The organism is Pseudomonas emilianonis (assembly GCF_023072625.1).
In the GTDB taxonomy this organism is placed as follows: Bacteria; Pseudomonadota; Gammaproteobacteria; order Pseudomonadales; family Pseudomonadaceae; genus Aquipseudomonas; species Aquipseudomonas paraveronii.
The window spans coordinates 17398-42001 of sequence record NZ_JAKNRV010000001.1 but is presented as its reverse complement, the minus strand read 5'-3'; the positions used below and the strand labels follow the sequence as shown (position 1 = coordinate 42001).

At 58.7% G+C, this 24604-nt stretch carries 18 protein-coding genes; 9 read left to right on the top strand and 9 right to left on the bottom strand.

All coding sequences use genetic code 11. The features are described 5' to 3' along the window. Positions 1-59 precede the first annotated feature (59 nt). From L9Z73_RS00180 to L9Z73_RS00155, 6 genes are all read right to left on the bottom strand, one after another. On the bottom strand, positions 60-1475 hold the full coding sequence (locus L9Z73_RS00180; protein WP_247395510.1) for an OprD family outer membrane porin: 1416 nt from the start codon (positions 1473-1475) through the stop codon (positions 60-62). 170 nt (positions 1476-1645) lie between these two features. After that, complete coding sequence (locus L9Z73_RS00175) at positions 1646-3190, bottom strand: ABC transporter substrate-binding protein (RefSeq protein WP_430624270.1); 1545 nt, start codon at positions 3188-3190, stop codon at positions 1646-1648. A 363-nt stretch (positions 3191-3553) separates the two neighbouring features. Next, positions 3554-5182: an ABC transporter substrate-binding protein gene (locus tag L9Z73_RS00170; protein WP_247395506.1), complete on the bottom strand. Its 1629-nt coding sequence runs from the start codon at positions 5180-5182 to the stop codon at positions 3554-3556. Between the two features lie 258 nt (positions 5183-5440). Next, positions 5441-7042, bottom strand: coding sequence for an ABC transporter substrate-binding protein (locus L9Z73_RS00165; protein ID WP_247395503.1), 1602 nt, complete (start codon positions 7040-7042; stop codon positions 5441-5443). 104 nt (positions 7043-7146) lie between these two features. After that, the gene (locus tag L9Z73_RS00160) at positions 7147-11046 is read right to left on the bottom strand and encodes a dermonecrotic toxin domain-containing protein (RefSeq protein WP_247395502.1); all 3900 of its coding nucleotides are present in this window, start codon (positions 11044-11046) and stop codon (positions 7147-7149) included. Positions 11047-11237: 191 nt separating this feature from the next. Next, entirely contained in the window at positions 11238-11948 is a 711-nt protein-coding gene (locus L9Z73_RS00155; RefSeq protein WP_247395500.1) for an SIMPL domain-containing protein, read from the bottom strand. A 204-nt stretch (positions 11949-12152) separates the two neighbouring features. Here L9Z73_RS00155 and L9Z73_RS00150 point away from each other — a divergent pair, with 204 nt between their 5' ends. The 3 genes from L9Z73_RS00150 (at position 12153) to L9Z73_RS00140 (ending at position 15792) form a co-directional block, all read left to right on the top strand. Next, positions 12153-13415 carry an ATP-binding protein gene (locus tag L9Z73_RS00150; RefSeq protein ID WP_247395499.1) on the top strand — a complete coding sequence of 421 codons (1263 nt, stop codon included), beginning with the start codon at positions 12153-12155 and terminating at the stop codon, positions 13413-13415. Further along, the gene (locus L9Z73_RS00145; protein ID WP_004372278.1) at positions 13408-13968 is read left to right on the top strand and encodes a response regulator transcription factor; all 561 of its coding nucleotides are present in this window, start codon (positions 13408-13410) and stop codon (positions 13966-13968) included. Before L9Z73_RS00150 ends, L9Z73_RS00145 begins: the two co-directional genes overlap by 8 nt. Before the next feature lie 99 nt (positions 13969-14067). Further along, positions 14068-15792 (top strand): ABC transporter ATP-binding protein/permease, encoded by a 1725-nt coding sequence (locus tag L9Z73_RS00140; RefSeq protein ID WP_247395498.1) that lies wholly within the window; start codon positions 14068-14070, stop codon positions 15790-15792. Positions 15793-15989: 197 nt separating this feature from the next. Here L9Z73_RS00140 and L9Z73_RS00135 read toward each other — a convergent pair whose 3' ends face one another. Next, on the bottom strand, positions 15990-16427 hold the full coding sequence (locus L9Z73_RS00135; protein WP_247395497.1) for a YhcB family protein: 438 nt from the start codon (positions 16425-16427) through the stop codon (positions 15990-15992). Positions 16428-16574: 147 nt separating this feature from the next. Here L9Z73_RS00135 and L9Z73_RS00130 point away from each other — a divergent pair, with 147 nt between their 5' ends. The 3 genes from L9Z73_RS00130 (at position 16575) to zapE (ending at position 19758) form a co-directional block, all read left to right on the top strand. Further along, on the top strand, positions 16575-17204 hold the full coding sequence (locus tag L9Z73_RS00130; protein WP_247395537.1) for an alpha/beta hydrolase: 630 nt from the start codon (positions 16575-16577) through the stop codon (positions 17202-17204). A 24-nt stretch (positions 17205-17228) separates the two neighbouring features. Further along, the gene (locus L9Z73_RS00125) at positions 17229-18584 is read left to right on the top strand and encodes a tryptophan--tRNA ligase (protein WP_247395496.1); all 1356 of its coding nucleotides are present in this window, start codon (positions 17229-17231) and stop codon (positions 18582-18584) included. 79 nt (positions 18585-18663) lie between these two features. Then, positions 18664-19758, top strand: coding sequence for a cell division protein ZapE (gene zapE / locus L9Z73_RS00120; protein WP_247395495.1), 1095 nt, complete (start codon positions 18664-18666; stop codon positions 19756-19758). Between the two features lie 67 nt (positions 19759-19825). On the opposite strand, the gene L9Z73_RS00115 is transcribed toward zapE, so the two are convergent. Beyond that, a complete protein-coding gene (locus tag L9Z73_RS00115; RefSeq protein WP_247395536.1) occupies positions 19826-20746 on the bottom strand; it encodes a GlxA family transcriptional regulator in 921 nt (306 codons plus the stop codon). Positions 20747-20965: 219 nt separating this feature from the next. Between L9Z73_RS00115 and L9Z73_RS00110 the strand changes: the two genes are divergently transcribed. Then, positions 20966-22102, top strand: a complete 1137-nt coding sequence (locus tag L9Z73_RS00110; protein WP_247395494.1) for an acyl-CoA dehydrogenase family protein — start codon at positions 20966-20968, stop codon at positions 22100-22102. Positions 22103-22216: 114 nt separating this feature from the next. Here L9Z73_RS00110 and L9Z73_RS00105 read toward each other — a convergent pair whose 3' ends face one another. Beyond that, positions 22217-23257, bottom strand: a complete 1041-nt coding sequence (locus L9Z73_RS00105) for an NADP(H)-dependent aldo-keto reductase (protein WP_247395493.1) — start codon at positions 23255-23257, stop codon at positions 22217-22219. 248 nt (positions 23258-23505) lie between these two features. Here L9Z73_RS00105 and rplM point away from each other — a divergent pair, with 248 nt between their 5' ends. After that, entirely contained in the window at positions 23506-23934 is a 429-nt protein-coding gene (gene rplM / locus L9Z73_RS00100) for a 50S ribosomal protein L13 (RefSeq protein WP_010568039.1), read from the top strand. Positions 23935-23948: 14 nt separating this feature from the next. Next, entirely contained in the window at positions 23949-24341 is a 393-nt protein-coding gene (gene rpsI / locus L9Z73_RS00095; protein WP_003216038.1) for a 30S ribosomal protein S9, read from the top strand. The last annotated feature ends 263 nt before the right edge of the window (positions 24342-24604 follow it).

The following is a 24604-nucleotide window of genomic DNA, read 5'->3' as shown; positions in this document are numbered from 1 at the left end:
GGGACCAGACAAGCGTAGAGGGCGGGCTCGTCCTGAGCCCGCCGTCTACCTGGCGCTGATTAAAGAATGTTGAACGGGATGGTGGTGACCACGCGGAACTCGCGCAGGTTGCCGTCAGACTGGTTCTCGCTGGCGCGGTGCGTCACGTAAGTGGCGCGAACGCTGGAGGCTTTCAGAGGACCACTCTGGATGGCGTAGGAAGTGCCAATACCGTATTCCTGGTGGTGTTCGCCGTTCTGTTTCTGGATGCCGTTGTAGGCGAAGTCTTCTTTGCCGCCGTCGCCGCGGTAGTGAGTACCGTCGATGCCCCAGCCGCGAGCGGAGTAGATATTGAACTTCAGGCCTGGCACGCCGTATTCGGCCATGTTGATGGCGTAGGCGACCTGGAAGGACTTCTCGTTCGGGCCGTTGAAGTCCGAGGTCAGGGAGTTGGCCAGGTAGATGCCGTTGGTTTCGTGCAGGTAGTCGAAGTATTCGTTACCGTTCACTTGCTGGTACGCGAAGGTCAGGCTGTGAGCCTGGTGGGTCAGGCCGAGCGACAGCGAGTAGGTATCGTTGTCGATTGTGCCCATCAACTTTTTGCCTTCGTCGACGGTCTTGTAGTAGTTCAGGCCGGTGGTCAGGCCCAATACCGAGCTGTCGCCCAGTTCATGGGTCGCGCCGAAGTAGTACTGGTTCCAGAAGTCTTTGACGTTGGCGCCGAAGAAGCTGGTTTTCAGGCTTTTCAGGGGCTGGTAGTTGACGCCCAGCGTGTAGACCTTGTCGGTTTCTACGCCGCTGCTGCTGTATTCGCTGCGAAATTTCGACAGGCTTTGTTCGGTACGTGGCGAAACGCGGTCAAACATACCGCCCTGGAACGACAGGTTGCTGAATTCTTCGCTGTTGAAGGAGACACCTTCAAAGCTCGAAGGCAGTGCGCGGTTACCGATGGTGTCCATGATTCCGCTGCTGAAGTTCTGGCGACCGGCGGTCAAGGTGGTGTTCGAAACACGGAACTTGACGTTGGCCAGGCCCAATTTGCTCCACTGGTCTACGGCGTCACCGTAGGTGTGGGCGAGGGTGCGGTTGGAGCCGCCGGCGATGTCCTTTTGGTCACGCATCAATGCGATGGCGTTGTAGGCCGCGACTTCGGTGCTTACACCAACAGTGCCTTGGGTGAAACCCGAGGTGTAGTTGACGATGGTGCCCTGATCCCAGTTGTAGCGACGAGAGACGCCGGTTTTAACTTTATTGGCCTTGTCGGTCGCATTTTTGTAGTACTCGAACTTCCCGCCACGAAACTTCATTTCGTTTGAGTAGAAGTTACGCGTGGTACCGCCCAGGCTCGATCCTTCGATAAAGCCCTTGGCCTCGCTTTGGGCGCTGGCGCCGGCCAGTGTGGTAGGAACGAAGTCCTGGCTCTGGGTTTCCGCATAGGCGGTCGCCGTGATGCTGCTGATGGCCAGGGCCAGAAGCGCTTTGCTGCTCAGTTTCATGGATGAAGCTCCTTTGGTTCTCTTTTTTTTATGCCGGTCTTTTAGGTGAACCGACTATTGGTGTGTAACTCGTTCAAGCATTTGCAAACGTTTGCCGTAGGAAATTTCCCAATAGAAGGCTGCACGTTTGCCGAAGAGTGTTATCCACTCTCCGCAATCCGGTTATTTTCTTATGGGGTGATACTGACGTCCGAGAACACGTTGCGGCCGAAGGGGCTCACTTTGAAACCTTCGACTTTGGCGCTTAACGGCTGGTTGACCGTCGAGTGGGCGACGGGCGTGATCGGCACCTGCGCTTTGAGCAGTTGCTGTGCCTGTTTGTACAGAACAGTCCGTTGTTCGCGGTCGGTGACGACCTTGGCTTGCTTGATCAGCTTGTCGTATGCCGGGTCACACCACATGGAGTAGTTGTTCCCGCCAATGGCGTCGCAGCTGTAAAGGGTGCCCAACCAGTTGTCCGGGTCGCCGTTGTCGCCGGTCCAGCCGATCAGGCTGATGTCGTGCTCACCGTTCTTGGTGCGCTTGATGTACTCGCCCCACTCGTAGCTGACGATCTTGACCTTGAGACCGATCTTGGCCCAGTCGTTCTGCAGCATCTCGGCCATCAGCTTGGCATTGGGGTTGTACGGCCGTTGCACCGGCATCGCCCACAGGGTGATCTCGGTACCTTCCTTCACGCCGGCGGCCTTGAGCAGCTCCTTGGCTTTCTCCGGGTTGTAGGCGGCGTCTTTGATGCTGTCGTCATAAGACCACTGGGTCGGTGGCATGGCGTTGACCGCCAGTTGCCCCGCGCCCTGGTACACGGCGTTCAGGATGCTCTGCTTGTTCACCGCCATGTCCAGCGCCTGGCGCACTTCGAGCTGGTCGAATGGTTTATGGCGCACGTTGTAGGCGATGTAGCCGAGGTTGAAGCCTGGCTTGGTCAACAGTTGCAGGTTCGGGTCGGCCTTGAGGGCGTCGACGTCCGCCGGGCGCGGATGCAGGGTGATCTGGCATTCGCCGGCCTTGAGCTTTTGCACCCGCACCGAAGCGTCGGTGTTGATGGCAAAGATCAGTTGGTCGAGCTTGACCCGGCTCGGGTCCCAGTACTGCTTGTTGCCTGTGTAGCGGATCTGCGAGTCTTTCTGGTAGCGCTGGAAGACGAACGGGCCGGTGCCGATCGGCTTCTGGTTGATATCGCTGGGCTTGCCTTGCTTGAGCAACTGCTCGGCGTACTCGGCCGACAGAATCGAGGCAAAGCTCATGGCGATGTTTTGCACGAACGCCGCGTCGACCGTGTTCAGGGTCATCACCACGGTGTACGGGCCGGTTTTCTCGACCTTGGCGATGTTCTTGTTCAGGCTCATCCCGTTGAAGTATGGAAACTCGGTGGGGTAGGCCTTGCGAAACGGATGTTCGGGGTCAAGCATGCGGTTGAAGGTGAACAACACGTCGTCGGCGTTGAAGTCACGCGTGGGCTTGAACTCTTTATTGCTGTGGAATTTCACCCCTTCGCGCAGGTGGAAGGTGTAGGTCAGGCCATCTGGCGAAATATCCCACTTGGTTGCCAGCCCCGGTACGACGTTGGTCTCGCCCTTTTCAAACTCAACCAGGCGGTTGTACAGCGGCTCGGCCGCATCGTTGTCGGTGGCGGTGGTGTACTGCGCGGTGTCAAAGCCTGCCGGGCTGCCTTCCGAGCAGAACACCAGGCTCTTTTTCTCGGCGGCGTGGCCCATCGTGGCCACAGCCAGCAGGCTGGTGCCAAAAATTGCGGATAGAACGGTGGTATGGCGCATGACGATCCCGATCCTTGTTTGTAGTTGTCATCAGCGAGCAATCACCCCGGCATACGGCCAGGGGGACATCACTGATCCCACACACAGCAAGTGCCCATCAGATTGGAGCCTCTGCTGTCCTACGACGTTAGGGGTCGAGGACTTCGCAGTAAATGCGCAAAATCTGACTAACCTTGTAGGCAACGGAGCCGCGAATCGAAGTTCATTGCCGTAGGACGGCAGCGAGCGCGAATGTGGTCTGTTTCCTACTGGCTTGGCGGATGCAATAACGGCGACGTTTTGAAGCGTCGCCGCTAGCGGTCCTTACTTGCCGCTTACGCCCACGCCGTAGAAGGAGTTCAGACCAAACGGGCTGATCTTGAAGTCCTGTACGGTGTTGCGCATGGGTTGATACACCGTCGAGTGCGCGATAGGTGTCATCGGGACTGCATCTTTGAGGAGATGTTGCGCCTGCTTATACAGCTCGGTGCGTTTGGCGACATCCGATGTGGCCTTGGCTTCTTTCACGATGCCGTCGAATTTCTTGTCGCACCATTTGGAGAAGTTGTTACCCGACAGCGAGTCGCAGCCGAACAGCACGTTCAGCCAGTTGTCCGGGTCCCCATTGTCGCCGCTCCAGCCAATGATCATGGCCTGGTTCTCGCCGCCTTTGGAACGCTTGATGTACTCGCCCCATTCGTAACTGACGATGTTGACCTTCAGGCCGATCTGTTTCCAGTCGTTCTGCAGCATCTCGGCCATCAGCTTGGCGTTCGGGTTGTACGGACGTTGTACCGGCATGGCCCACAGGGTGATCTCGGTGCCGTCCTTGATCCCGGCTTCCTTGAGCAGTTCCTTGGCTTTGGCCACGTCGTGCGGGGCATCTTTGATGGTGGTGTCGTAGGACCACTGGGTCGGCGGCATGGCGTTGACCGCCAATTGGCCAGCGCCCTGGTACACGGAGTCGATGATCTGCTGCTTGTTCACCGCCATGTCCAGCGCCTGGCGCACGCGCAGGTCGGACAGTGGGTTAGGCGCGGTCTGGCCCTTGAGCACCGGCATGACGTTGTAGGCGATGTAGCCCAGGTTGAAACCGGCCTGGTGCGGCAGTTTCAAATCCTTGTCGTCGCCCAGTGCCTTGAGGTCGGCCGGACGGGGAAACAGGGTGATCTGGCATTCGTTTTTCTTGAGCTTCTGGATACGTACCGACGGGTCGGTGGTGATGGCGAAGATCAGGTTGTCGATCTTCACGTCTTCAGGTTTCCAGTAGTCCTTGTTGCCGGTGTAGCGAATGTTCGAGTCTTTCTGGTAGCTCTTGAACACGAACGGGCCGGTGCCGACAGGCTTCTGGTTGATGTCCTGTGGCGTACCGTTTTTCAGCAACTTGGCGGCGTATTCGGCCGACTGGATCGACGCGAAACTCATCGCCAGGTTCTGGATGAAGGCGGCGTCCACGGTGCCAAGGGTGAACTTGACCGTGTGGGCATCGACTTTCTCGATGTTCTTGATGTTGGTGTCCATCCCCATGTCCGTGAAGTACGGGAACTCGGTGGGGTAGGCCTTACGGAATGGATCGTCTTTGTTGATCATCCGGTTGAAGGTGAACAGTACGTCGTCAGCCGAGAATTCACGAGTGGGCTTGAAGTACGGGGTGGTGTGGAACTTGACGCCTTCACGCAGGTGGAAGGTATACGTCAGGCCATCCGGGGACACTTCCCAGCGGGTGGCCAGGCCAGGAACAACGGCGGTGCCGCCACGTTCGAACTGGCTCAGGCGGTTGAACATGGTTTCGGCCGAAGCATCGAAGTCTGTTCCGGTGGTGTACTGGCCTGGATCAAAACCGGCCGGGCTCCCTTCGGAGCAGAACACCAGGTTAGTCGCCGCTTGGGCGAAAGGCGCCGCGGCCATAAGGCCAGCGCTAACAAGTAACGGAATGACTGCGTGTTTAAGCATGTTGGCCTCATGATTTGTTGTCATTTTTGGTAGTGAGGGCGACCTCGTGAGTCGACCTGCGGATACTTATGCAGGGGCCATACCCATTGCAAGATGCTGAACGGTTGCAAGGGTGAAAGAGTGGTACGAACGTACAAGAATGTCGCAAATATGAAACTTCCGACACAAATGCGCACATTTGGAGGGTTTTTTAGGGGCGGAAGGGGCACCAAAAAGGCCCAACTGAGGCGTCTGGCGCACTCAGTTGGGGCGCTGCTGTTACTTATCTAGACTCACGCCGTAGAACGGGGTCAGGCCAAAGGGGCTGATCTTGAAGTCCTGCACTTCCTTTCGAAGCGGCTGGAACACCGTCGAATTCGCAATAGGCGTTATAGGTACCTGTTCTTTAAGTATTTTCTGCGCCTGCTGATACCACTTGATACGCTGCTCGCGGTCGCTGCTGACCTTGGCCTGCTGCACCAGTTTGTCGTAGGCGGGGTTACACCATTTGGCGTAGTTGCTGCCCTTCACCGCGGCACAACTGTAGAGCACGCCGAGCCAGTTATCCGGGTCGCCGTTATCGCCGGTCCAGCCGTAAATCATCGCATCGTGCTCACCATTCTTGGCGCGCTTGATGTACTCGCCCCACTCATAGCTGACGATGTTGGCGTTGATGCCGATCTTTGCCCAATCCTGCTGGATCATTTGTGCCGACATTCGCGCATTCGGATTGGAGGCGCGCTGTACGGTCATCGCCCACAGGTTGATGGTAGTACCGGGTGCAACCCCTGCTTCTTTTAGTAGCGCTCGTGCCTTGGTCGGGTCAAAGGGGGCATCCTTGATCGTCGGGTCATAAGACCACTGCGCGGGAGGCAATGCGTTCTGCGCCAATTGACCGGCGCTCTGGTACACGGCCTTGATGATCGCGGGTTTATCGATGGCCATGTCCAAGGCCTGGCGCACCTTGAGTTGATCCAGCGGCGGATGCGTCACGTTGTAGGCCAGAAAGCCGAGGTTGAACCCCGCTTGTTGCAGCACACGCAGGTTGGGGTCTTGTTTCATCACCTCGATATCGGCGGGGCGCGGGTAGCCGCTGACCTGGCATTCGCCGGCCTTGAGTTTCTGCAAGCGCGACGCGGCGTCCGGGGTGATCGCGAACACCAGGTTGTCGAGCTTCACATCCTCGGGCTTCCAATACTGTTTATTGGCGACATAGCGAATCTGCGAGTCCTTTTGGTAGCGCTTGAATACAAACGGCCCGGTGCCCACCGGTTTCTGGTTGATCTCTTCGGCCCGGCCTTCCTTTAATAGTTGGGCTGCGTATTCGGCGGATTGCACCGAGGCGAAGCTCATTGCCAGGTTCTGTACGAACGAGGCATCGACGTTGTTCAGGCTGAAACGCACGGTGTGCTCGTCCAGTTTGTCGACGCTTTTGATCGTGGTGTTCAAACCCATATCGGTGAAATAGGGCGACTCGGACGGATAGGCCTTGCGAAACGGGCTTTGGGCATCCAGCAGGCGGTTGAAGGTGAACAGCACGTCATCGGCGTTGAAGTCGCGGGTAGGCGTGAAGAAGTCGGTGGTGTGGAACTTGACGCCATCACGCAGGTGGAAGGTGTACGCCAGGCCGTCCTTGGAGACCTCCCAACTGGTCGCCAGGCCGGGTTCGACTTCGGTGCCGCCGCGCTTGAACTGGGTCAAACGGTTGAACACGGTTTCGGCGGAGGCATCAAAATCGGTGCCGCTGGTGTACTGGCTGGGGTCGAAGCCGGCGGGGCTGGCTTCGGAACAGTAGACCAGGGTGCTGGCGGCCTGGGCCATTGGCATAAAGGCCAGCAGGCCGGCGGCGAGGAGCAGTGGTTTGAAGGTGATTCTGTCCATGGAGACCCCTGAGATGGCTGGCATATAACACTGCCCAAAAGAAAAAACGGCGGTCACCGAGGTTACCGCCGTTCAGGGGGGAGCAGATAGTGGATGGGTGCTTATCAGTTCAGCGTCGGTGTGATTTCTATACGTGTAGGCGCCGAGGGTTCTATGACATAACCGTCGCTGCCAATTTCATTGCTGGCTCGTATCGTTATCGTCCTTGAGGCTTTTGCATGGATGTCAGTAATAGGTTCGAGTTCACCATCCTGTTCGTCTAGTTTGGTAACGATGAAATCGGATTTTGCGGTGACAGTGGTGACACCTTCTGCCGGGTCATAGTGGATGTAGTAATGTGGATCACGTCCGCTACCAAAGACGGTGCCTTTGAATCGAGAACTCTGAAATTCATCCGGGGCAGCGCCTAGCAGCCATTGATTGGCAACTTCAGACACTCGTGCTCTTAGTGCGGGATCAGGAATGACTCTTTCAAGGGCCTCGACATTTTTTTGTATGGCTTCATTGAGTTCGTCGGTTGAGAATTTCTTGCCTGCTTCCTGCTGCTGCTTGGCGATGTCAATTTCCAGTGCGATGCCATCCGGTGTTTGTATTGTGAACTTGCTGCGATTGATATCTTTAATGAACTGCTCACTGTAATCGCTTGTGCCTAACGTCGAAGCGCTGGCTTTTGGGGGCAGTGTGGCCTTGGCTGGGTTCTCTTCGGTTGTCCAGGAGATTTGCGGTAGGGTGTTACCTTCATCGTTCACGACAATGCCGTAGGTATAACCGTGTTCATTAAGATTGAAGTATTTGTCCAGTATGTCGGCCCCCTTCATTTTCGAGCCATCCAGTTCCAGGAACTGGTCTGAAATCATTGGCGAGAGCTTGGCTTCGGTACTTGGCGTCGGCGAAACCGAGCGTTGCCATGGCCATTTCATGCCGCCATCTGCCGGCGCCCTTACCCATTCGCCGTCACGGCCAGGATGGACGCGCATCACCGCCCTGCCGGTCGCAGGGCTGATAATCGACGTTGCGCTATCCCCCATCCGGTAACGGCTTTCGATCTCGAATACCTTGCTGCTGCCGGTTTCATCGGTATGACGGACAAAGTTCCAGCGCTTGCCCTCGCTGTCCGTGACTCGATAAACACCCAGCGCATCGGGCGTGGTATTGGCGATGAATTGCTCGCCATTAGGCACGGCATGCTCGCTCATTTTCACGAGGCCGGATGAAGGCGTCCGGAAGCGGTTGGCCGTAAAAGGCGCTGTATTCAGGATGGGAGGGATGCCTGATCCACCCGTCTGCGTTGTATGGATTGGGTTTTCATCAATGGGCGGGACCGGTGCCCCTGGCGTCGGGAGTTTTTCTTGCGGCAGTTTAAACGGATCTTTCGCCGCCCCGCTGGCGCCCGCCGAAAACAGCGTGTTAAGTGTGCCGTCGAAGGTTTTCCAGGCGCCATCTTTACGTTCTGCCTGGGTATCGCCCGACCCGGCTTTTTCAGCGCCCAACGCGACTTCCGTAAGGCCGGTACCGACCGCTGCAGCGGCGAGCGGCCAGCCAAGGGGCGCCAGTTTGGCAAAGAGTTGCGCACCCACCGAAATGTCATTGAGCCAGGTATCCCGGCTGACCTCGCTGTTGGATTTGATCGCAGTATCGGCATCGCTGGTCATGCGCGCTTTCGCCTCGTCCTTGAGGTGCGTAAAGACGTCCTTCTCGATTTTAATATCGCCGCGGTCGATGGTTTTGCCTTCCCAGTTCTCCCAGTCGCCGCTGGCGAGATGGGCCAATGAAGAGTCCACGCCATACTTGCCGAATGCACCGCCGTCCTGACGGATATAGGCGGAAAAGTGTGAGGCCAGGGCTGCGCGTTTTTGCGGGTCCTTGGCTTGATCGACCACCCAGTCGTCCATTTTCTTCAGCGAGTCGAAGCGTAAAAACGCTGGGGTGGCGCCCGGAAGCCAGAGTATTTGCCTGCCGTCTCGCCGGTTGTTCTCGTAGTTGTATTGGCCGTCATCCAGATCGGCAAATCGAATGATGTTGCTGGGATAACCGTTTATATCGAAGGCATGTGCCCGAAGTTTGCCTTTTGCCGGTGCCTCAGCGCGTAGTTGGTCAACGGTGATGGAGGTATTTTCATCAACGGCAACATTAGAGGCCGCCCCCATCACCAATTTATAGTCATCACGGCTGAATTTATGTTCGTCGGCCAACAGCGCCTGTTCGGTCGGGGACTTGGCCTCAATGGCCTTCAACTGCTGGCGGGCCTGATTGACGAATTCGCCTTTTGCCACCGCACGAAAATCGCTTTCGTGAGTGTTCCAGAACTCGTCGATTTTTTTCGTGGCGATATCCTGGAAGTTGGCACTCCATACGCCACGCATGAAGACGGAAGGGGAGAAGGGGAATTCGTTGTGCGCGCCGTAGCCGTTTTTCTTGCTCTGCCCTGGACCTTCGGTATAGATGCCGCCGTTGCTATCCAGCTCGCCGGGGTCCCAGTCATGTTCGGAGAAGTTATTCAGTACCGCCTCCGTCAGGGTTTTCGAGTTGTGAGGCTCCTCACCGGGGTGCTCCCAACCTGACCGCGCGCGTGCTTCCGTCACGCCGCCATGAAAACGATGCAGGTACAGTTTGTCGGCGTCCAACGGTTCCAGTTTGGCCAGTTGGTCCTTGGGTAAATGCTCCCGGAGGATGTTCTGCGCCAGTTGTTTGGCCTGCGCGCGCAGGTTTGGCATCGCTTGCGCCACGCCTGTTGCCAGCTTGGTGTAGGCCAGTTTTTGAGGCGCCTGGGTATAAAACTGCCCGGCAGCGGCGCGCTGTGTTTCAAGCGCGCCTATGGATTGCTTTTCGTTTGGCGGGGCGTCGAAGGTTTTCTGGCGATTTAACTGGAGCACGCGCTGCTGGCTCTGGCCGACGTTGGCGGAATTGGGTTCGCCATAAAACGTCGCGATCGTCTTCATTGACGCGCCGATAGACCCTGCGCCGAAGCTCAGGTTCAGGGATTGTTTTGGGGCAGGCGCAATGACGCTGGCGGCGTCGAGCAACGGCCCGGCGACTTGTCTCCAGCCCGAAGTGTCGTTGAGCGAAAACTGCTTTTCAACCCCGTCGACCTTGGCCGACATGGCGCCGGTGGATGGAACGATTTTCACCGTGGCAGGATCGACTTTCTGTTCGCGTAACCAGTTCTGCACCACCGGGCCTTCGAATACGTTGCGATAGTGGCCCAGCCATTGCCCTAGAACCGTCTGGGGCGGCACCGCAATCAGCCCCACCGGGAGGCCATCGATCTTTTTCTGCCATTCGCGGGTGAAACCTTCCACCAGTGCGGCGTCACCCGGTGCGGCAGGGTTGGCAGTGGCCTCATGGCGCTTGTAAATATCTGCGACTGTGCGTTGCTGCTCTGATAGCGCCTGTTCCCCGCGTATGGAGGGGGAACGGTAAGTGTCGGTTGGCGCGGGTGCGGCAAAGGCGTGGGTCCGTTCAAGCGTGTCTGTCGTGGCCTTTGTCAGGTCTGGCAAACCATAGAAATGCGCAACTTTGCCCAGCTCGAACGTATCGCGCAGGGCATCGTTATAGTGAACGGGGGCCGCGCCGCCACTGGCGATGACCGTGCTCGCCGACAATATGGGGCCTGCAACCGTTGACCAGCCGGAGCTATCGGTCAGGCTGAACGTGCGGCGCTGGCCGTGAATGGCGGCCGAAATTGCACCACTGTCGGGAAGAATCACGATGCTTGCGGGCGCAATGCCTTTGCTCTTTATCCAGCTTTGAAAGTCGGGGTTGTTTAGCGCGATGGCCAATTGGGTTCGCCACTGTCCCAGTGTGGAGTTTGGCGGGATTTGAATCGGGGCGGCGTATTCGCCTCTTGTGCTGTTGAGCGCACTGAGGAAGTTTTGCACCAATTGGCTATCGCCAGGCGCGCGCGGGGTAGAGGGCGTGGCGGAGTCGGATGAAGTATCCGAGGCGGCTGACGGGCTGGGGGTGAAGGTTTTGGTCGACGCTGGGTTTACGACGGAAAGTGTCATCGTTGGAGTTCTCGGTAGTGATGTGGATACACGCCCGCAGATCACTCCTTGTTTATCTGAGGGTACTGATGTGTGCCGAAAATCGAGAAAACGATTCCACGCTAGATGTCAGCGGGGGTTACTGCTGATTGCCATTCACAAAAAAACGGCGCGAGCCTGAGGTCGCGCCGTTTTTTGGGTTCGTGGGAGGGTTATTGAAGCACTTCGATGACCCCCTCCGCCGACATACTGACCTGGCTGGTGCCGGCTTCCACTTCCGGCGTCGGCGCCGAGTCCATCTCTGCGGCTTTCATCATCATGGCGCCGCGCGCGTAAGGCTGTGGATAACCATTGGTGTTGAAGTTCAGGTTGACGATCTTGTAACCCTTGCCGCCCAACGCATCGGTGGCCAGTTGCGCACGCGCCTTGAACGCGTTGACGGCGTCTTTGAGCAGTGCATCCTCGCTGGCCTTGCGGGTCGGGTTGGCGATGGCGAAGTCCATGCTGTTCATCTTCAGGTGGGTCAGCATTTCGCCAGTGAGCTTGGACAAGGCGGCAAAGTCCGAGCTTTCCATGCGCAGTTCGGCACGTTCGCGCCAGCCGGTGATTTTCTGGTTCTTGTTGTCGTAGATCGGGTAGCTGTTGCGGCTACCCTGGCGCAGGGTCACGCTTTTGACTTCGCGAGCCTGGGCCAGGGCCTTGTTCATGGTGGTGGTGATTTCCGCGGCGAGCTTGCCCGGGTCGGTGTTTTGGGATTCGGTGTAGAGGGTGACGATCATCTGGTCGCGTGCCACTTCCTGGCTGACCTCGGCACGCAGGGAAATCTGGTTGTAATGCAGTTCATCGGCGGCGATGGCCGGAAGGCTGGTCAGGACCCCGGCGCTGAGGGTGAGAACGGCAGCATTGCGAATGAAACGGGACATGGAAGCTCCTTGGGATGTTCGTGTCGATATGACTGTAGACGGTGGTGTCGGGTTCTTCGGGTTTACACATTCGCTACACATTGTCGTGGCGCCGACGAACGGTAATTTACCGCGCCTGCGTCAAAGAGCCACACACGCCGTGCCAGCGTGTCTGCTTCGTTTATACTCCTGCCGATCCGCCTGCAGCGCTCACCGGGAGAGCTCATGCTCGCCGTCGTAAAACTGACTTCCGCCACCCGCCAGAACCTCTGGCGCCTGACGTTCATTCGCACCCTGGTGCTGGCCGCGCAGGCCGGTTCGGTCGGGCTTGCCTATTGGTTCGACCTGCTGGCGCTGCCATGGCTGCAACTGAGCGTGACCCTGGGCTTTTCCACCGTGCTGTGTGTGTTTACCGCCATCCGGTTGCGCACCACCTGGCCGGTGACCGAGCTGGAGTACGCCCTGCAGTTGGCCTGCGACCTGTTTATCCACAGTGTGTTGCTGTATTTCTCCGGCGGTTCCACCAATCCGTTTGTTTCGTATTACCTGGTGCCCCTGACCATCGCGGCCGTGACCTTGCCGTGGCGCTACTCGGTGGTGCTTTCCGGCATTGCCCTGACCCTGTACACCTTGCTGCTGGCGCAGTTCTACCCGTTGCAGACGTTCCCCATCGCCCGGGAAAACCTGCAGATCTACGGGATGTGGCTGAGCTTCGCGCTGTCCGCTGCCGTCATCACCTTTTTTGCCGCCCGCATGGCCGAAGAACTGCGCCGCCAGGAAGAGTTGCGTGCCATTCGCCGCGAAGAAGGCCTGCGCGACCAGCAACTGCTGGCTGTCGCCACCCAGGCCGCCGGTGCGGCCCATGAGTTGGGCACACCCCTGGCGACCATGAGCGTACTGCTCAACGAAATGACCCAGGACCATCACGACCCGGCACTGCAAGAAGATCTCGGCGTGCTGCGCGAACAGGTCAAGCAGTGCAAGCAAACCTTGCAGCAACTGGTGCGCGCCGCCGAAGCCAATCGCCGCCTGGCGGTGGAGATGCAGGACGTGACCCAGTGGCTCGACGAAGCCTTGAACCGCTGGCACTTGATGCGTCCCGAAGCCAGTTACCGTTTCCACCTGCTGGGGCAGGGCAGCGTGCCGCGCTTGGCGCCGCCGCCGGACTTGACCCAAGCCCTGCTCAACCTGCTGAACAATGCCGCCGATGCCTGCCCCGAAGGCCTCGAAGTGCAGTTGGACTGGAATACCGAAGACCTGACCATCAGCATTCGTGACCACGGCGCCGGCGTGCCGCTGGCCATCGCCGAGCAGATCGGTAAACCGTTCTTTACCACCAAGGGCAAAGGCTTCGGCCTCGGCCTGTTTTTGAGCAAGGCCAGCGTGACCCGCGCGGGCGGCTCAGTGAAGCTCTATAGTCATGAGGAAGGCGGCACGCTCACCGAGCTGCGCCTACCCCGTGTCGCACGAGGAGATATCGATGAGTGACGAGATCCAAGTCGAAGGCGAAGAACTGCCGCACCTGTTGCTGGTAGATGATGACGCTACCTTTACCCGCGTCATGGCGCGTGCCATGAGCCGTCGCGGTTTCCGCGTCAGCACGGCAGGTTCCGCAGAAGAAGGCCTGAGCATCGCCCAGGCCGACTTGCCGGACTACGCCGCGCTCGACTTGAAAATGGACGGCGACTCCGGCCTGGTGCTGCTGCCCAAGCTGCTCGAACTCGATCCGGAAATGCGCGTGGTAATCCTCACCGGTTATTCCAGCATCGCCACCGCCGTCGAAGCCATCAAGCGCGGCGCCTGCAACTACCTGTGCAAACCGGCGGACGCCGACGACGTGCTGGCTGCCTTGCTCTCCGAGCACGCCGACCTCGACACCCTGGTGCCGGAAAACCCAATGTCGGTGGACCGCCTGCAGTGGGAACACATCCAGCGTGTGCTGACCGAGCACGAAGGCAATATCTCGGCCACCGCCCGTGCCCTGGGCATGCACCGTCGTACCCTGCAACGTAAGTTGCAGAAGCGCCCGGTACGGCGCTGAACGCCGGCTGAACAATCTGATTCAGGCCGCACGGCACCTTGAACCGATCGTCTATGATCGGTTCAAACGCCTGTTACATTTTCTTACAGGGCCTGAACGATGAATCAGAACGCTGAGTACTCCGCGGTCAACGACGCGGTGCATGGGCACTTTTTTCGCCGAACCTGGGCGATGATCACGCCCTATTGGCGCAGTGAAGAGAAGGGCAAGGCCTGGTTGTTGCTGGTGGCGGTGATTGGTTTGTCACTGTTCAGCGTCGCGATCTCCGTGTGGATCAACCACTGGTACAAGGATTTCTACAACGCCCTGGAACATAAGGACACGGCGGCTTTCTGGCAGCTGATTGGCTATTTCGGCGGTATCGCTGCGGTGGCCATCCTCGGTGCGGTTTACCGCTTGTACCTGACCCAGATGCTGACCATCCGCTGGCGTGCCTGGCTGACCGAAAAACACTTCGCGCGTTGGCTCAGCGATAAAAACTACTACCAGATGGAGCAGGGCGGTTACACCGACAACCCGGACCAGCGGATTTCCGAAGACCTCAATACCTTCACCTCCAGCACCTTGAACTTGGGGGTGGGGCTGCTGCGCAACGTGGTCAGCCTGGTGTCGTTTTCCATCATCCTGTGGGGCGTGTCGGGCAGTATCGAAGTGTTTGGCTTCACCATCCCCGGCTACATGTTCTGGTGTGCTTTGCTTTATGCCGCCGTGGGCAGTTGGCTGACGCACCTGATCGGCCGTCGCTTGATTGGGCTGAACAACCAGCAGCAACGCTTTGAAGCGGACTTGCGTTTTTCCATGGTGCGGGTGCGCGAGAACGCCGAGAGCATCGCCTTGTACAACGGCGAGCCGAATGAAAATCGACGTTTGAGCCAACGCTTCGGCCGGGTCTGGCATAACTTCTGGGACATCATGAAAGTGTCCAAGCGCCTGACCTTCTTCACTGCCGGCTACGGCCAGATCGCAATCATCTTTCCGTTTATCGTCGCCGCGCCGCGCTACTTCGCCGGCAAGATCGAGTTGGGCGAGCTGATGCAAATCAACTCGGCGTTCGGCAACGTCCAAGACAACTTCAGCTGGTTTATCAGCGCGTACACGGAGCTGGCCAGTTGGCGCGCCACCAGTGATCGTCTGCTGAGTTTCCAGCAGGCCATGAGCGATAACGAGCAGCGCCCTGCGGCCATCGACGTGCGCCCGGAAGGCGAGCGCCTGGTGGTAGAGAAGCTCGGCATGGATCTGGCCGATGGTCGCCACTTGCTCGCCGACGCCGACATGATCGTCGAGCCGGGCCAGCGCCTGATGCTCAGCGGGCGTTCCGGCAGCGGTAAAAGTACGTTGCTGCGTGCCATGGGCCAACTGTGGCCGGCGGGCCACGGCAGCATTCGCCTGCCGGCGGCGCGCTACCTGTTCCTGCCGCAGAAGCCGTATCTGCCGATTGGCACGTTGAAGGCCGCGTTGAGTTATCCACAGGACGACGGCGTGTACCTGGACGAACGTTATGCACAGGTCCTGCAAACCTGCCGTTTGCCGCACCTGGTCGCTCGACTGGAGGAAGCCAATCACTGGCAACGCATGCTCTCGCCGGGCGAGCAGCAGCGCCTGGCGTTTGCCCGCGCGCTGCTATTCGCGCCGCAGTGGCTGTACATGGACGAAGCGACCTCGGCCATGGATGAAGAGGATGAGGCGACGTTGTACCAGGCGTTGATCGATGAACTGCCGGGGCTGAGCATCGTCAGTGTCGGCCATCGCAGCAGCCTCAAGCGCTTCCATGGGCGGCATGTGCGGATCGACAGTGGGTTGTTGCAGGAACAGCCCGTCTCCTGAGGCCGGACTCGGTCAGTGTGGGAGGGAGCTTGCTCCCGATAGCAGTGTGTCAGTCAGCCCATGTATCAACTGATCCGCCGCTATCGGGAGCAAGCTCCCTCCCATATTGGATCTCCAGCGTTCTGGAGATTGAGGCCCAACAAAAAGCCCGGCTGATCATCGATCAGCCGGGCTTTTTTTACAGCGCCTGAAAAGACTTACTTCTTCAAGCCGTAATGCTCATCCAGCATGCCTGGCGCGTTCGGCGTTTTTGGCGCGTAGTCCCGTGGCGGCTCCTGGTTTTCCCGTGGCGGGGTCAGGCGATCCCGTGGGGTCTGCGGTGCATCGGAATGCAGCGCGGCCAGCAGGCGCTGACGGGTGATGTCGTCGAGCGCCAGGCGGTTGGCGCCATCGGCGAGGTGATCCTGTACTTCCTGGTAGCTCTGTGTGAGCTTCTTGACCAGGGTCGCGGTGCTGTTGAAGTGGGTAACAACCTCGTTCTGATAACTGTCAAAACGTTCCTGAATGTCATCCAACTGACGCTGCGTGCGGTTAGGCGCGGCATTCGGCAGCAAGCGAGCAACCAGGAATCCAATGGCGACACCGGCAACCAGGGCAAGAGTCGGCAACAACCAAACTAAGAGCGAGTGTTCCACGAGTCCTTCCTCTATAAACGGCTTTGCTTTACGTTAACGGCTCGGACCTGCGCTGTATACCGCGATTAAGCTCGCAATGATGCCATGCACAGACTTTTAGCTAGACGAGTCGACCCTTTGAGAGGTCACGGAGTTCATTCCTTGCTCATGCGTGAAACCCCTGTTTTGATCGATGGCCCGGTAGGCCAATTGGAAGCCCTGTACCTCGACAACCCCGAACCACGTGGCCTGGCGCTGATCTGCCATCCGAATCCGGTGCAGGGTGGGACGATGCTCAATAAAGTCGTTTCGACCCTGCAACGCACCGCGCGCGATGCCGGTTTGATCACGTTGCGTTTCAATTACCGTGGCGTCGGTGCCAGCGCCGGCACCCATGACATGGCCAGCGGTGAAGTAGACGATGCCGAAGCGGCCGCCACCTGGTTGCGCAAAAAGCATCCCGACCTGCCCATCACCTTGCTCGGTTTTTCCTTTGGTGGCTATGTCGCCGCCAGCCTCGGTGGCCGTCTGGAAGCCAAGGGCGAAAAGCTCGCGCACCTGTTCATGGTCGCCGCTGCGGTGATGCGTCTGGGCGATACCGACGTGCTGCCCCAGAACTGCCCGTTGACCCTGATCCAGCCGGAAACCGACGAAGTCGTCGACCCGCAACGGGTCTATGACTGGTCCGCCGCCCTGAAACGCCCCCATGAGCTGCTGAAAGTGGCAGAATGCGGACACTTTTTTCATGGCAAGCTGACCGATCTGAAGGATCTGGTGCTGCCGCGCCTCTCGAATTGATAGCAGTCTGATAAGCGATTACCCATGACGACTCGTACCCGTATCCTCACCGGCATCACCACCACCGGCACGCCGCACCTGGGCAACTACGCCGGGGCGATCCGCCCGGCGATCCTGGCCAGTCAGGACGCCAATGCCGACTCCTTCTACTTCCTGGCCGACTACCACGCCCTGATCAAATGCGATGACCCGCAGCGCATCCAGCGCTCGCGCATGGAAATCGCCGCGACCTGGCTGGCCGGTGGCCTGGATGTGAACCGGGTGACGTTCTATCGCCAGTCCGACATCCCCGAGATCCCCGAGCTGACCTGGCTGCTGACTTGCGTGGCCGCCAAGGGCCTGCTCAACCGCGCCCACGCCTACAAAGCGTCGGTGGACAAGAACGTGGAAAACGGCGAAGACCCGGATGCGGGCATCACCATGGGCCTGTACAGCTACCCGGTGCTGATGGCGGCGGACATTTTGATGTTCAACGCGCACAAGGTGCCGGTGGGTCGCGACCAGATCCAGCACGTGGAAATGGCCCGCGACATCGGCCAGCGCTTCAACCACCTGTTCGGCAACGGTAAAGAATTCTTCACCATGCCCGAGGCGTTGATCGAAGAAAGCGTCGCCACCTTGCCGGGCCTGGACGGTCGCAAGATGTCGAAGAGCTACGACAACACCATCCCGTTGTTCAGCAGCGCCAAGGACATGAAAGACGCGATCTCGCGGATCGTCACCGACTCCCGCGCGCCCGGCGAAGCCAAAGACCCGGACAATTCGCACCTGTTCACCTTGTACCAGGCGTTTGCCAGCAAGGCCCAGGAACAGGAATTTCGCGCCGAGTTGTTGCAAGGCCTGGGCTGGGGCGAGGCGAAGAACCGTCTGTTCCAACTGCTGGACGGTCAACTGGGTGAAGCCCGCGAGCGCTATCACCAATTGATGTCGCGCCCGGCGGACATGGAAGACCTGCTGCTGATCGGCGCCCAAAAAGCCCGCGCCGTGGCCGCGCCGTTCCTCGCCGAACTGCGTGAGGCAGTGGGCCTGCGTTCGTTCGTCAACCAGGCCGCAGCGCCGGTCAGCACCAAGAAAAAGGCCGCCAAAGCTGCACGCTTCGTGAGCTTTCGTGAAGACGACGGCAGCTTCCGCTTCCGCCTGCTGGCGGCCGATGGCGAGCAACTGCTGTTGTCGCGCAATTTTGCCGACGGCAAAGCGGCTGGCGCAGTGACCAAGCAATTGCAAAGTGGCGCTGCGCTGGACGTGCGCACTGAAGCCCTGAGCTTCAGTGTATGGCTGGACGCCGCCGCAGTGGCCGACAGCGCTACGTTCGCCGATGCCGCGTCGCGCGATGCCGCCATCGAAGCCCTGCGCGTCGCATTGACCCCCCTCGAGGATTAACCCGACCAAGGGTTGATTGCCATTATCCGGGGCCGTCGTTACAGTGACGGCCCGTTTTTGTTGCCTTGCTAACGAAATTATGACGCCCCTAGAACGATATCAAGCTGATCTGAAACGCCCTGAATTCTTCCACGATGCGGCCCAGGAAACGGCGGTGCGTCATTTGCAACGCCTGTACGAAGACCTGGTCGCGGCCTCGCAGAGCAAACCCGGGGTGTTCAGCAAGTTGTTTGGCAAGAAAGGCTACACGCCGGTCAAGGGCCTGTACTTCTGGGGCGGCGTCGGTCGCGGCAAGACCTACCTGGTGGACACCTTCTTCGAAGCGTTGCCGTTCAGGGAAAAGGTCCGCACGCACTTCCACCGCTTCATGAAGCGCGTCCACGAAGAGATGAAAACCCTGCCGGGCGAGAAAAACCCGCTGACCATCATCGCCAAGCGGTTCTCCGCAGAAGCGCGGGTGATCTGTTTCGATGAGTTCTTCGTCTCCGACATCACCGACGCCATGATCCTCGGCACCTTGATGGAAGAGTTGTTCAAGAACGGCGTGACCCTGGTCGCTACCTCGAACATCGTGCCCGATGGCCTGTACAAGGATGGCCTGCAACGCGCGCGCTTCCTGCCGGCCATTGCGCTGATCAAGCAGAACACCGAGATCGTCAACGTCGACAGTGGCGTCGATTACCGCCTGCGGCACCTGGAGCAAGCGGAGTTGTTCCACTTCCCGCTCAACGATGCGGCGCAAGAAAGCCTGCGCAAAAGCTTCCGCGCCCTCACGCCGGAATGCACCCAGGCGGTGGAAAACGACAAGTTGATCATCGAAAACCGCGAAATCATCGCCTTGCGCACCTGCGATGACGTGGCGTGGTTCGACTTCCGTGAACTGTGCGACGGCCCGCGCAGCCAGAACGACTACATCGAACTGGGCAAGATCTTCCACGCCGTGATCCTCAGTGGCGTGGAGCAGATGAGCGTCAGCACCGACGACATCGCGCGCCGCTTTATCAACATGGTCGACGAGTTCTATGACCGCAACGTCAAGTTGATCATCTCGGCGGAAGTCGAGCTCAAGGACCTCTACACCGGCGGTCGCTTGAACTTTGAATTCCAGCGCACCCTGAGCCGCTTGCTGGAAATGCAATCCCACGAGTTCCTGTCGCGGGCGCACAAGCCTTAAGCACGACGCAGCTCCAATGTGGGAGGGAGCAAGCTCCCTCCCACATTTGGTCCTTGTACGGCCCTGATTACGCGGCTTGCTGGAACTGCTGGCGGTACTGGTTCGGTGACAGCTCGGTGTGCTGCCTGAACAACCGCGCAAAGAAGCTCGCATCGTCGTAACCCACCTCATAACTGATGGTCTTGATGCTCTTGCGGCTGCCCGAAAGCAGTCCTTTTGCCGTCTCGATACGCAGCCGTTGCAGGTAATGCAGCGGTTTGTCGCCGGTGGCGGTCTGGAAGCGGCGCATGAAGTTGCGGATGCTCATGCCGTGTTCCCGGGCGACGTCCTCGAAGCGGAACTTGTCGGCGAAATGTTCTTCGAGCCAGTGCTGGATTTGCAGGATGATCACGTCCTGGTGCAGCTTCTGCCCGCCGAAACCGATCCGTCCCGGCGAGTAGCTACGCTGCACTTCGTAAAGAATGTCGCGGGCCACGGCCTGGGCGATATTGGCGCCGCAGAAGCGTTCGATCAAATAAATGTAGAGGTCGCAGGCGGAGGTGGTACCGCCGGCGCAGTACAGGTTGTCGGCGTCGGTGAGGTGCTTGTCCTGGTTAAGTTGGACCTTGGGGAAGCGCTCGCTGAAGGCATTGAAGAAACGCCAGTAGGTCGTCGCCTCCTTCCCATCGAGCAGCCCGGCTTCGGCCAGCCAGAACACCCCGTTGGCTACGCCGCAGACTACGGCGCCGCGGGCGTGCTGTTCACGCAGCCACGGCAGCACTTGCGGGTAACGCGTACACAGGGCGTCGAAGTCATCCCAGAAAGCCGGTAGCACGATGATGTCGGCGTCTTCCAGCCCGCCGTCCATCGGCATGATCACATCACTGAAGCTGTGTGCCGATTGCCCGTCGGGGCTGACCAGGCGGGTTTCGAACGCGGGGGTCAGGCCCAGGCCTTGTTGTTTGCCGTAACGCAGGCTGGCGAGGTGGAAGAAATCCTTGGCTTGCATGAGGGTGGAAGCGAATACCCGATCAATGGCCAAAATGCTGACGCGCCGCAGGGGCGTGGAGATTTGGTTAGACATAATTTCATTTATTCTTATAGGGGAAAGTGGTCACCAGACGGCTGGATCGTCTTATTTTTTGTCGCATGTGTCCAGTGTCCCGTGACGTCGTCGGGGCATAGGCTCTGTGGTTCGTCTTTGTCCGACAATCCACGCAGGTGACCCATGATCCCCAGAACCTTGTTCAGTTCGGAACACGAGCTCTTCCGCCAGAGCGTGCGCACCTTCCTTGAAAAAGACGCCGCGCCGTTCCACGCGCAATGGGAGAAGCAGGGCTATATCGACCGCACGCTGTGGAACAAGGCCGGCGAGGCGGGGATGTTGTGCTCCCATCTGCCGGAGGAGTACGGCGGCCTGGGTGCGGACTTTCTTTACAGCGCAGTGGTGATCGAAGAAATCAGCCGTCTGGGGCTGACCGGCATCGGTTTCTCCCTGCATTCGGATATTGTCGCGCCGTACATCCTGCATTACGGCAGTGAGGCGTTGAAGCACAAATACCTGCCCAGATTGATCTCCGGCGAGATGGTCACGGCCATCGCAATGACCGAGCCGGGTGCCGGGTCCGATCTGCAAGGGGTCAAGACCAGCGCAGTGCTGGACGGCGATGAGTATGTGATCAACGGCTCCAAGACCTTCATCACCAACGGCTTTCTCGCCGATCTGGTGATCGTGGTCGCCAAGACCGACCCCAAGGCCGGCGCCAAGGGCACCAGCCTGTTCCTGGTGGAGGCCGCCACGCCGGGCTTCGATAAGGGCAAGCGCCTGGAGAAAGTCGGCATGAAGGCCCAGGACACCTCTGAGCTGTTCTTCCAGGATGTCCGTGTACCCAAGGAAAACTTGCTGGGCCAGGCGGGCATGGGCTTTGCCTATTTGATGCAGGAGTTGCCCCAGGAGCGCTTGACCGTGGCGATTGGCGCGCTGTCGTCAGCCGAAGCAGCGCTGCAATGGACGCTCGACTACACCCGTGAGCGCAGGGCGTTCGGCAAGGCGATTGCCGATTTCCAGAACACCCGCTTCAAATTGGCGGAGATGGCCACCGAGATCCAGATCGGCCGCGTGTTCGTCGATAAGTGCCTGGCATTGCACCTTGAGGGCAAGCTCGACGTGCCCACCGCCGCGATGGCCAAGTACTGGGCCACGGACCTGCAATGCAAGGTGCTCGACGAGTGCGTGCAATTGCATGGCGGCTACGGCTTCATGTGGGAATACCCGATCGCCCGCGCCTGGGCGGATGCGCGGGTGCAGCGGATTTATGCGGGGACCAACGAGATCATGAAGGAGATTATTGCGCGGGCGCTTTGATTTCGGTGGTGTGGCTGAGGGCCTCATCGGGGGCAAGCCCCCTCCCACACTTATACTTGTGAACTCGGTCAACTGTGGGAGGGGGCTTGCCCCCGATAGCGGTCTAGAGATCAATCAAGGTGCTGGATTAGGATGATCCTTCTGAATCGCCTCAATCCCCTCCAGCACCTCTTTCGACAGTTTCAAGTCAGCGCTGGCAAGGTTGCTGTCCAGTTGCTCCAGGCTCGTCGCACCAATGATGTTGCTGGTCACGAACGGCTGCTGCGTGACGAACGCCAACGCCATCTGCGCCGGGTCCAGGCCGTGTTCGCGGGCCAGTGCCACATAGCGGCTGCACGCCGCTTCCGACTGCGGGTTGAAGTAGCGGCTGAAGCGGCTGTATTCCGTCAGGCGGGCTTTTGCCGGGCGTGCACCGCCTTCGTATTTGCCGCTGAGCATGCCGAACGCCAGGGGCGAATAAGCCAGCAAGCCACACTGTTCGCGAATCGCGATTTCCGCCAGGCCCACTTCAAAGCTGCGGTTGAGCAGGTTGTAGGGGTTCTGGATCGACACTGCGCGGGTCCAGCCACGGGCTTCGGCCAGGGCGAGGAATTTCATGGTGCCCCATGGTGTTTCGTTGGACAGGCCGATGTGGCGGATCTTGCCGGCCTTCACTTGCGCGTCCAGCGCTTCGAGGGTTTCCTCCAGCGGCGTCAGGTCGTCTTCGTCCTTGTGCTTGTAGCCCAACTGGCCGAAGAAGTTGGTGCTGCGCTCCGGCCAATGCAATTGGTAGAGGTCGATCCAGTCGGTCTGCAGGCGCTTGAGGCTGGCATCCAGGGCGTCGACGATTTGCTTGCGGTTGTGGCGCGGGTGGCCGCCGCGGATGTAATCGATGGTATTGCCGGGGCCGGCGATCTTGCTGGCGAGAATCCAGTCGGCCCGGTCGCCGTGGCTTTTGAAGTAATTACCGATGTAACGCTCGGTGGTGGCATAGGTATCGGCCTTGGGCGGCACCGGGTACATTTCTGCCGTGTCGAGGAAGTTGATCCCTGCGGCCTTGGCCCGTTCGATCTGTGCGAAGGCCTCTGCCTCGCTGTTCTGCTCGCCCCAGGTCATGGTGCCCAAGGCTATCGCGCTTACGTTCAGATCGGTACGGCCCAGCTGTCGATAATCCATCGGATGCTCCTTTGGGGAAAACAATCATAAAAGCAGGTTGAATTTTTTTTCGCAATCTGCATAATTGCCCACCTCTTTCTGCAGTGGAAGTGATGCGCCGCCTGCCGAAGAATCTTGCCGTTGAACGGACGCGCCGACCCGAGCCCCCGATAGCGTCTGTATCCGGCTGCCTTTGACTTGTCAAAGTACGCACTATTCAGTAAGATCCGCCGTCTAATTTACAGGGCGGCCCCTGAGGCTATTAAAGAATGACAACTTTTACTGCAAAACCGGAAACAGTTCAGCGCGACTGGTTTGTCGTCGACGCCGCTGGTCAGACTCTGGGTCGTCTGGCCACTGAAGTCGCCAGCCGTCTGCGTGGCAAGCACAAGCCTGAATACACCCCTCACGTTGACACCGGTGACTACATCGTGATCATCAACGCTGAGCAGGTACGTGTTACCGGCAACAAAGCGCAAGACAAAATGTACTACCGTCACTCCGGTTTCCCAGGCGGCATCAAGTCTTCTAATTTCGAAGGTCTGATCGCCAAGAAGCCTGAGGCCCCGATTGAAATCGCGGTTAAAGGCATGCTGCCGAAGGGCCCACTGGGTCGCGATATGTTTCGCAAGCTGAAAGTCTATGCGGGCGCTGCTCACCCTCATGCTGCTCAGCAGCCCCAAGAACTGAAGTTTTAACGGAATAGTTCATTATGTCGGCGACTCAAAATTACGGCACTGGCCGTCGCAAAACCGCAACCGCACGCGTTTTCCTGCGTCCGGGCACTGGTAACATCTCGATCAACAACCGCACTCTGGAAAATTTCTTCGGCCGCGAAACTGCCCGCATGGTAGTTCGTCAGCCGCTGGAACTGACCGAGACCGTTGAAAAGTTCGACATCTACGTCACCGTTATCGGTGGCGGTGTAAGTGGTCAAGCTGGCGCAATCCGCCACGGTATCACTCGCGCTCTGATGCAGTACGACGAAACCCTGCGTGGCGCTCTGCGCAAAGCTGGCTTCGTGACTCGCGATGCTCGTGAAGTTGAACGTAAGAAAGTCGGTCTGCGTAAAGCGCGTAAGCGTCCGCAGTACTCGAAGCGTTAATTCGCTTTACGTTCCACAAAAACGCCCAGTCTCCTCACGGAGCTGGGCGTTTTTTATTGCCTGCGATTTATGTATAAATTTCGGCGTGACAACTTGCCACAGCCGTAGACCCCCTATACTACAAGGCTTGGAGCTGGAGCTCCGGGTAATTCCCTTGTCAGGGGTGGGGCTTTTCATTACCATTCGGCAAAATTTTTATAAGTTCAGATTTAATACTTAGTAGACGCCTGATTTAACAGGCCAAAAAGCTGATGGGAGAGGAC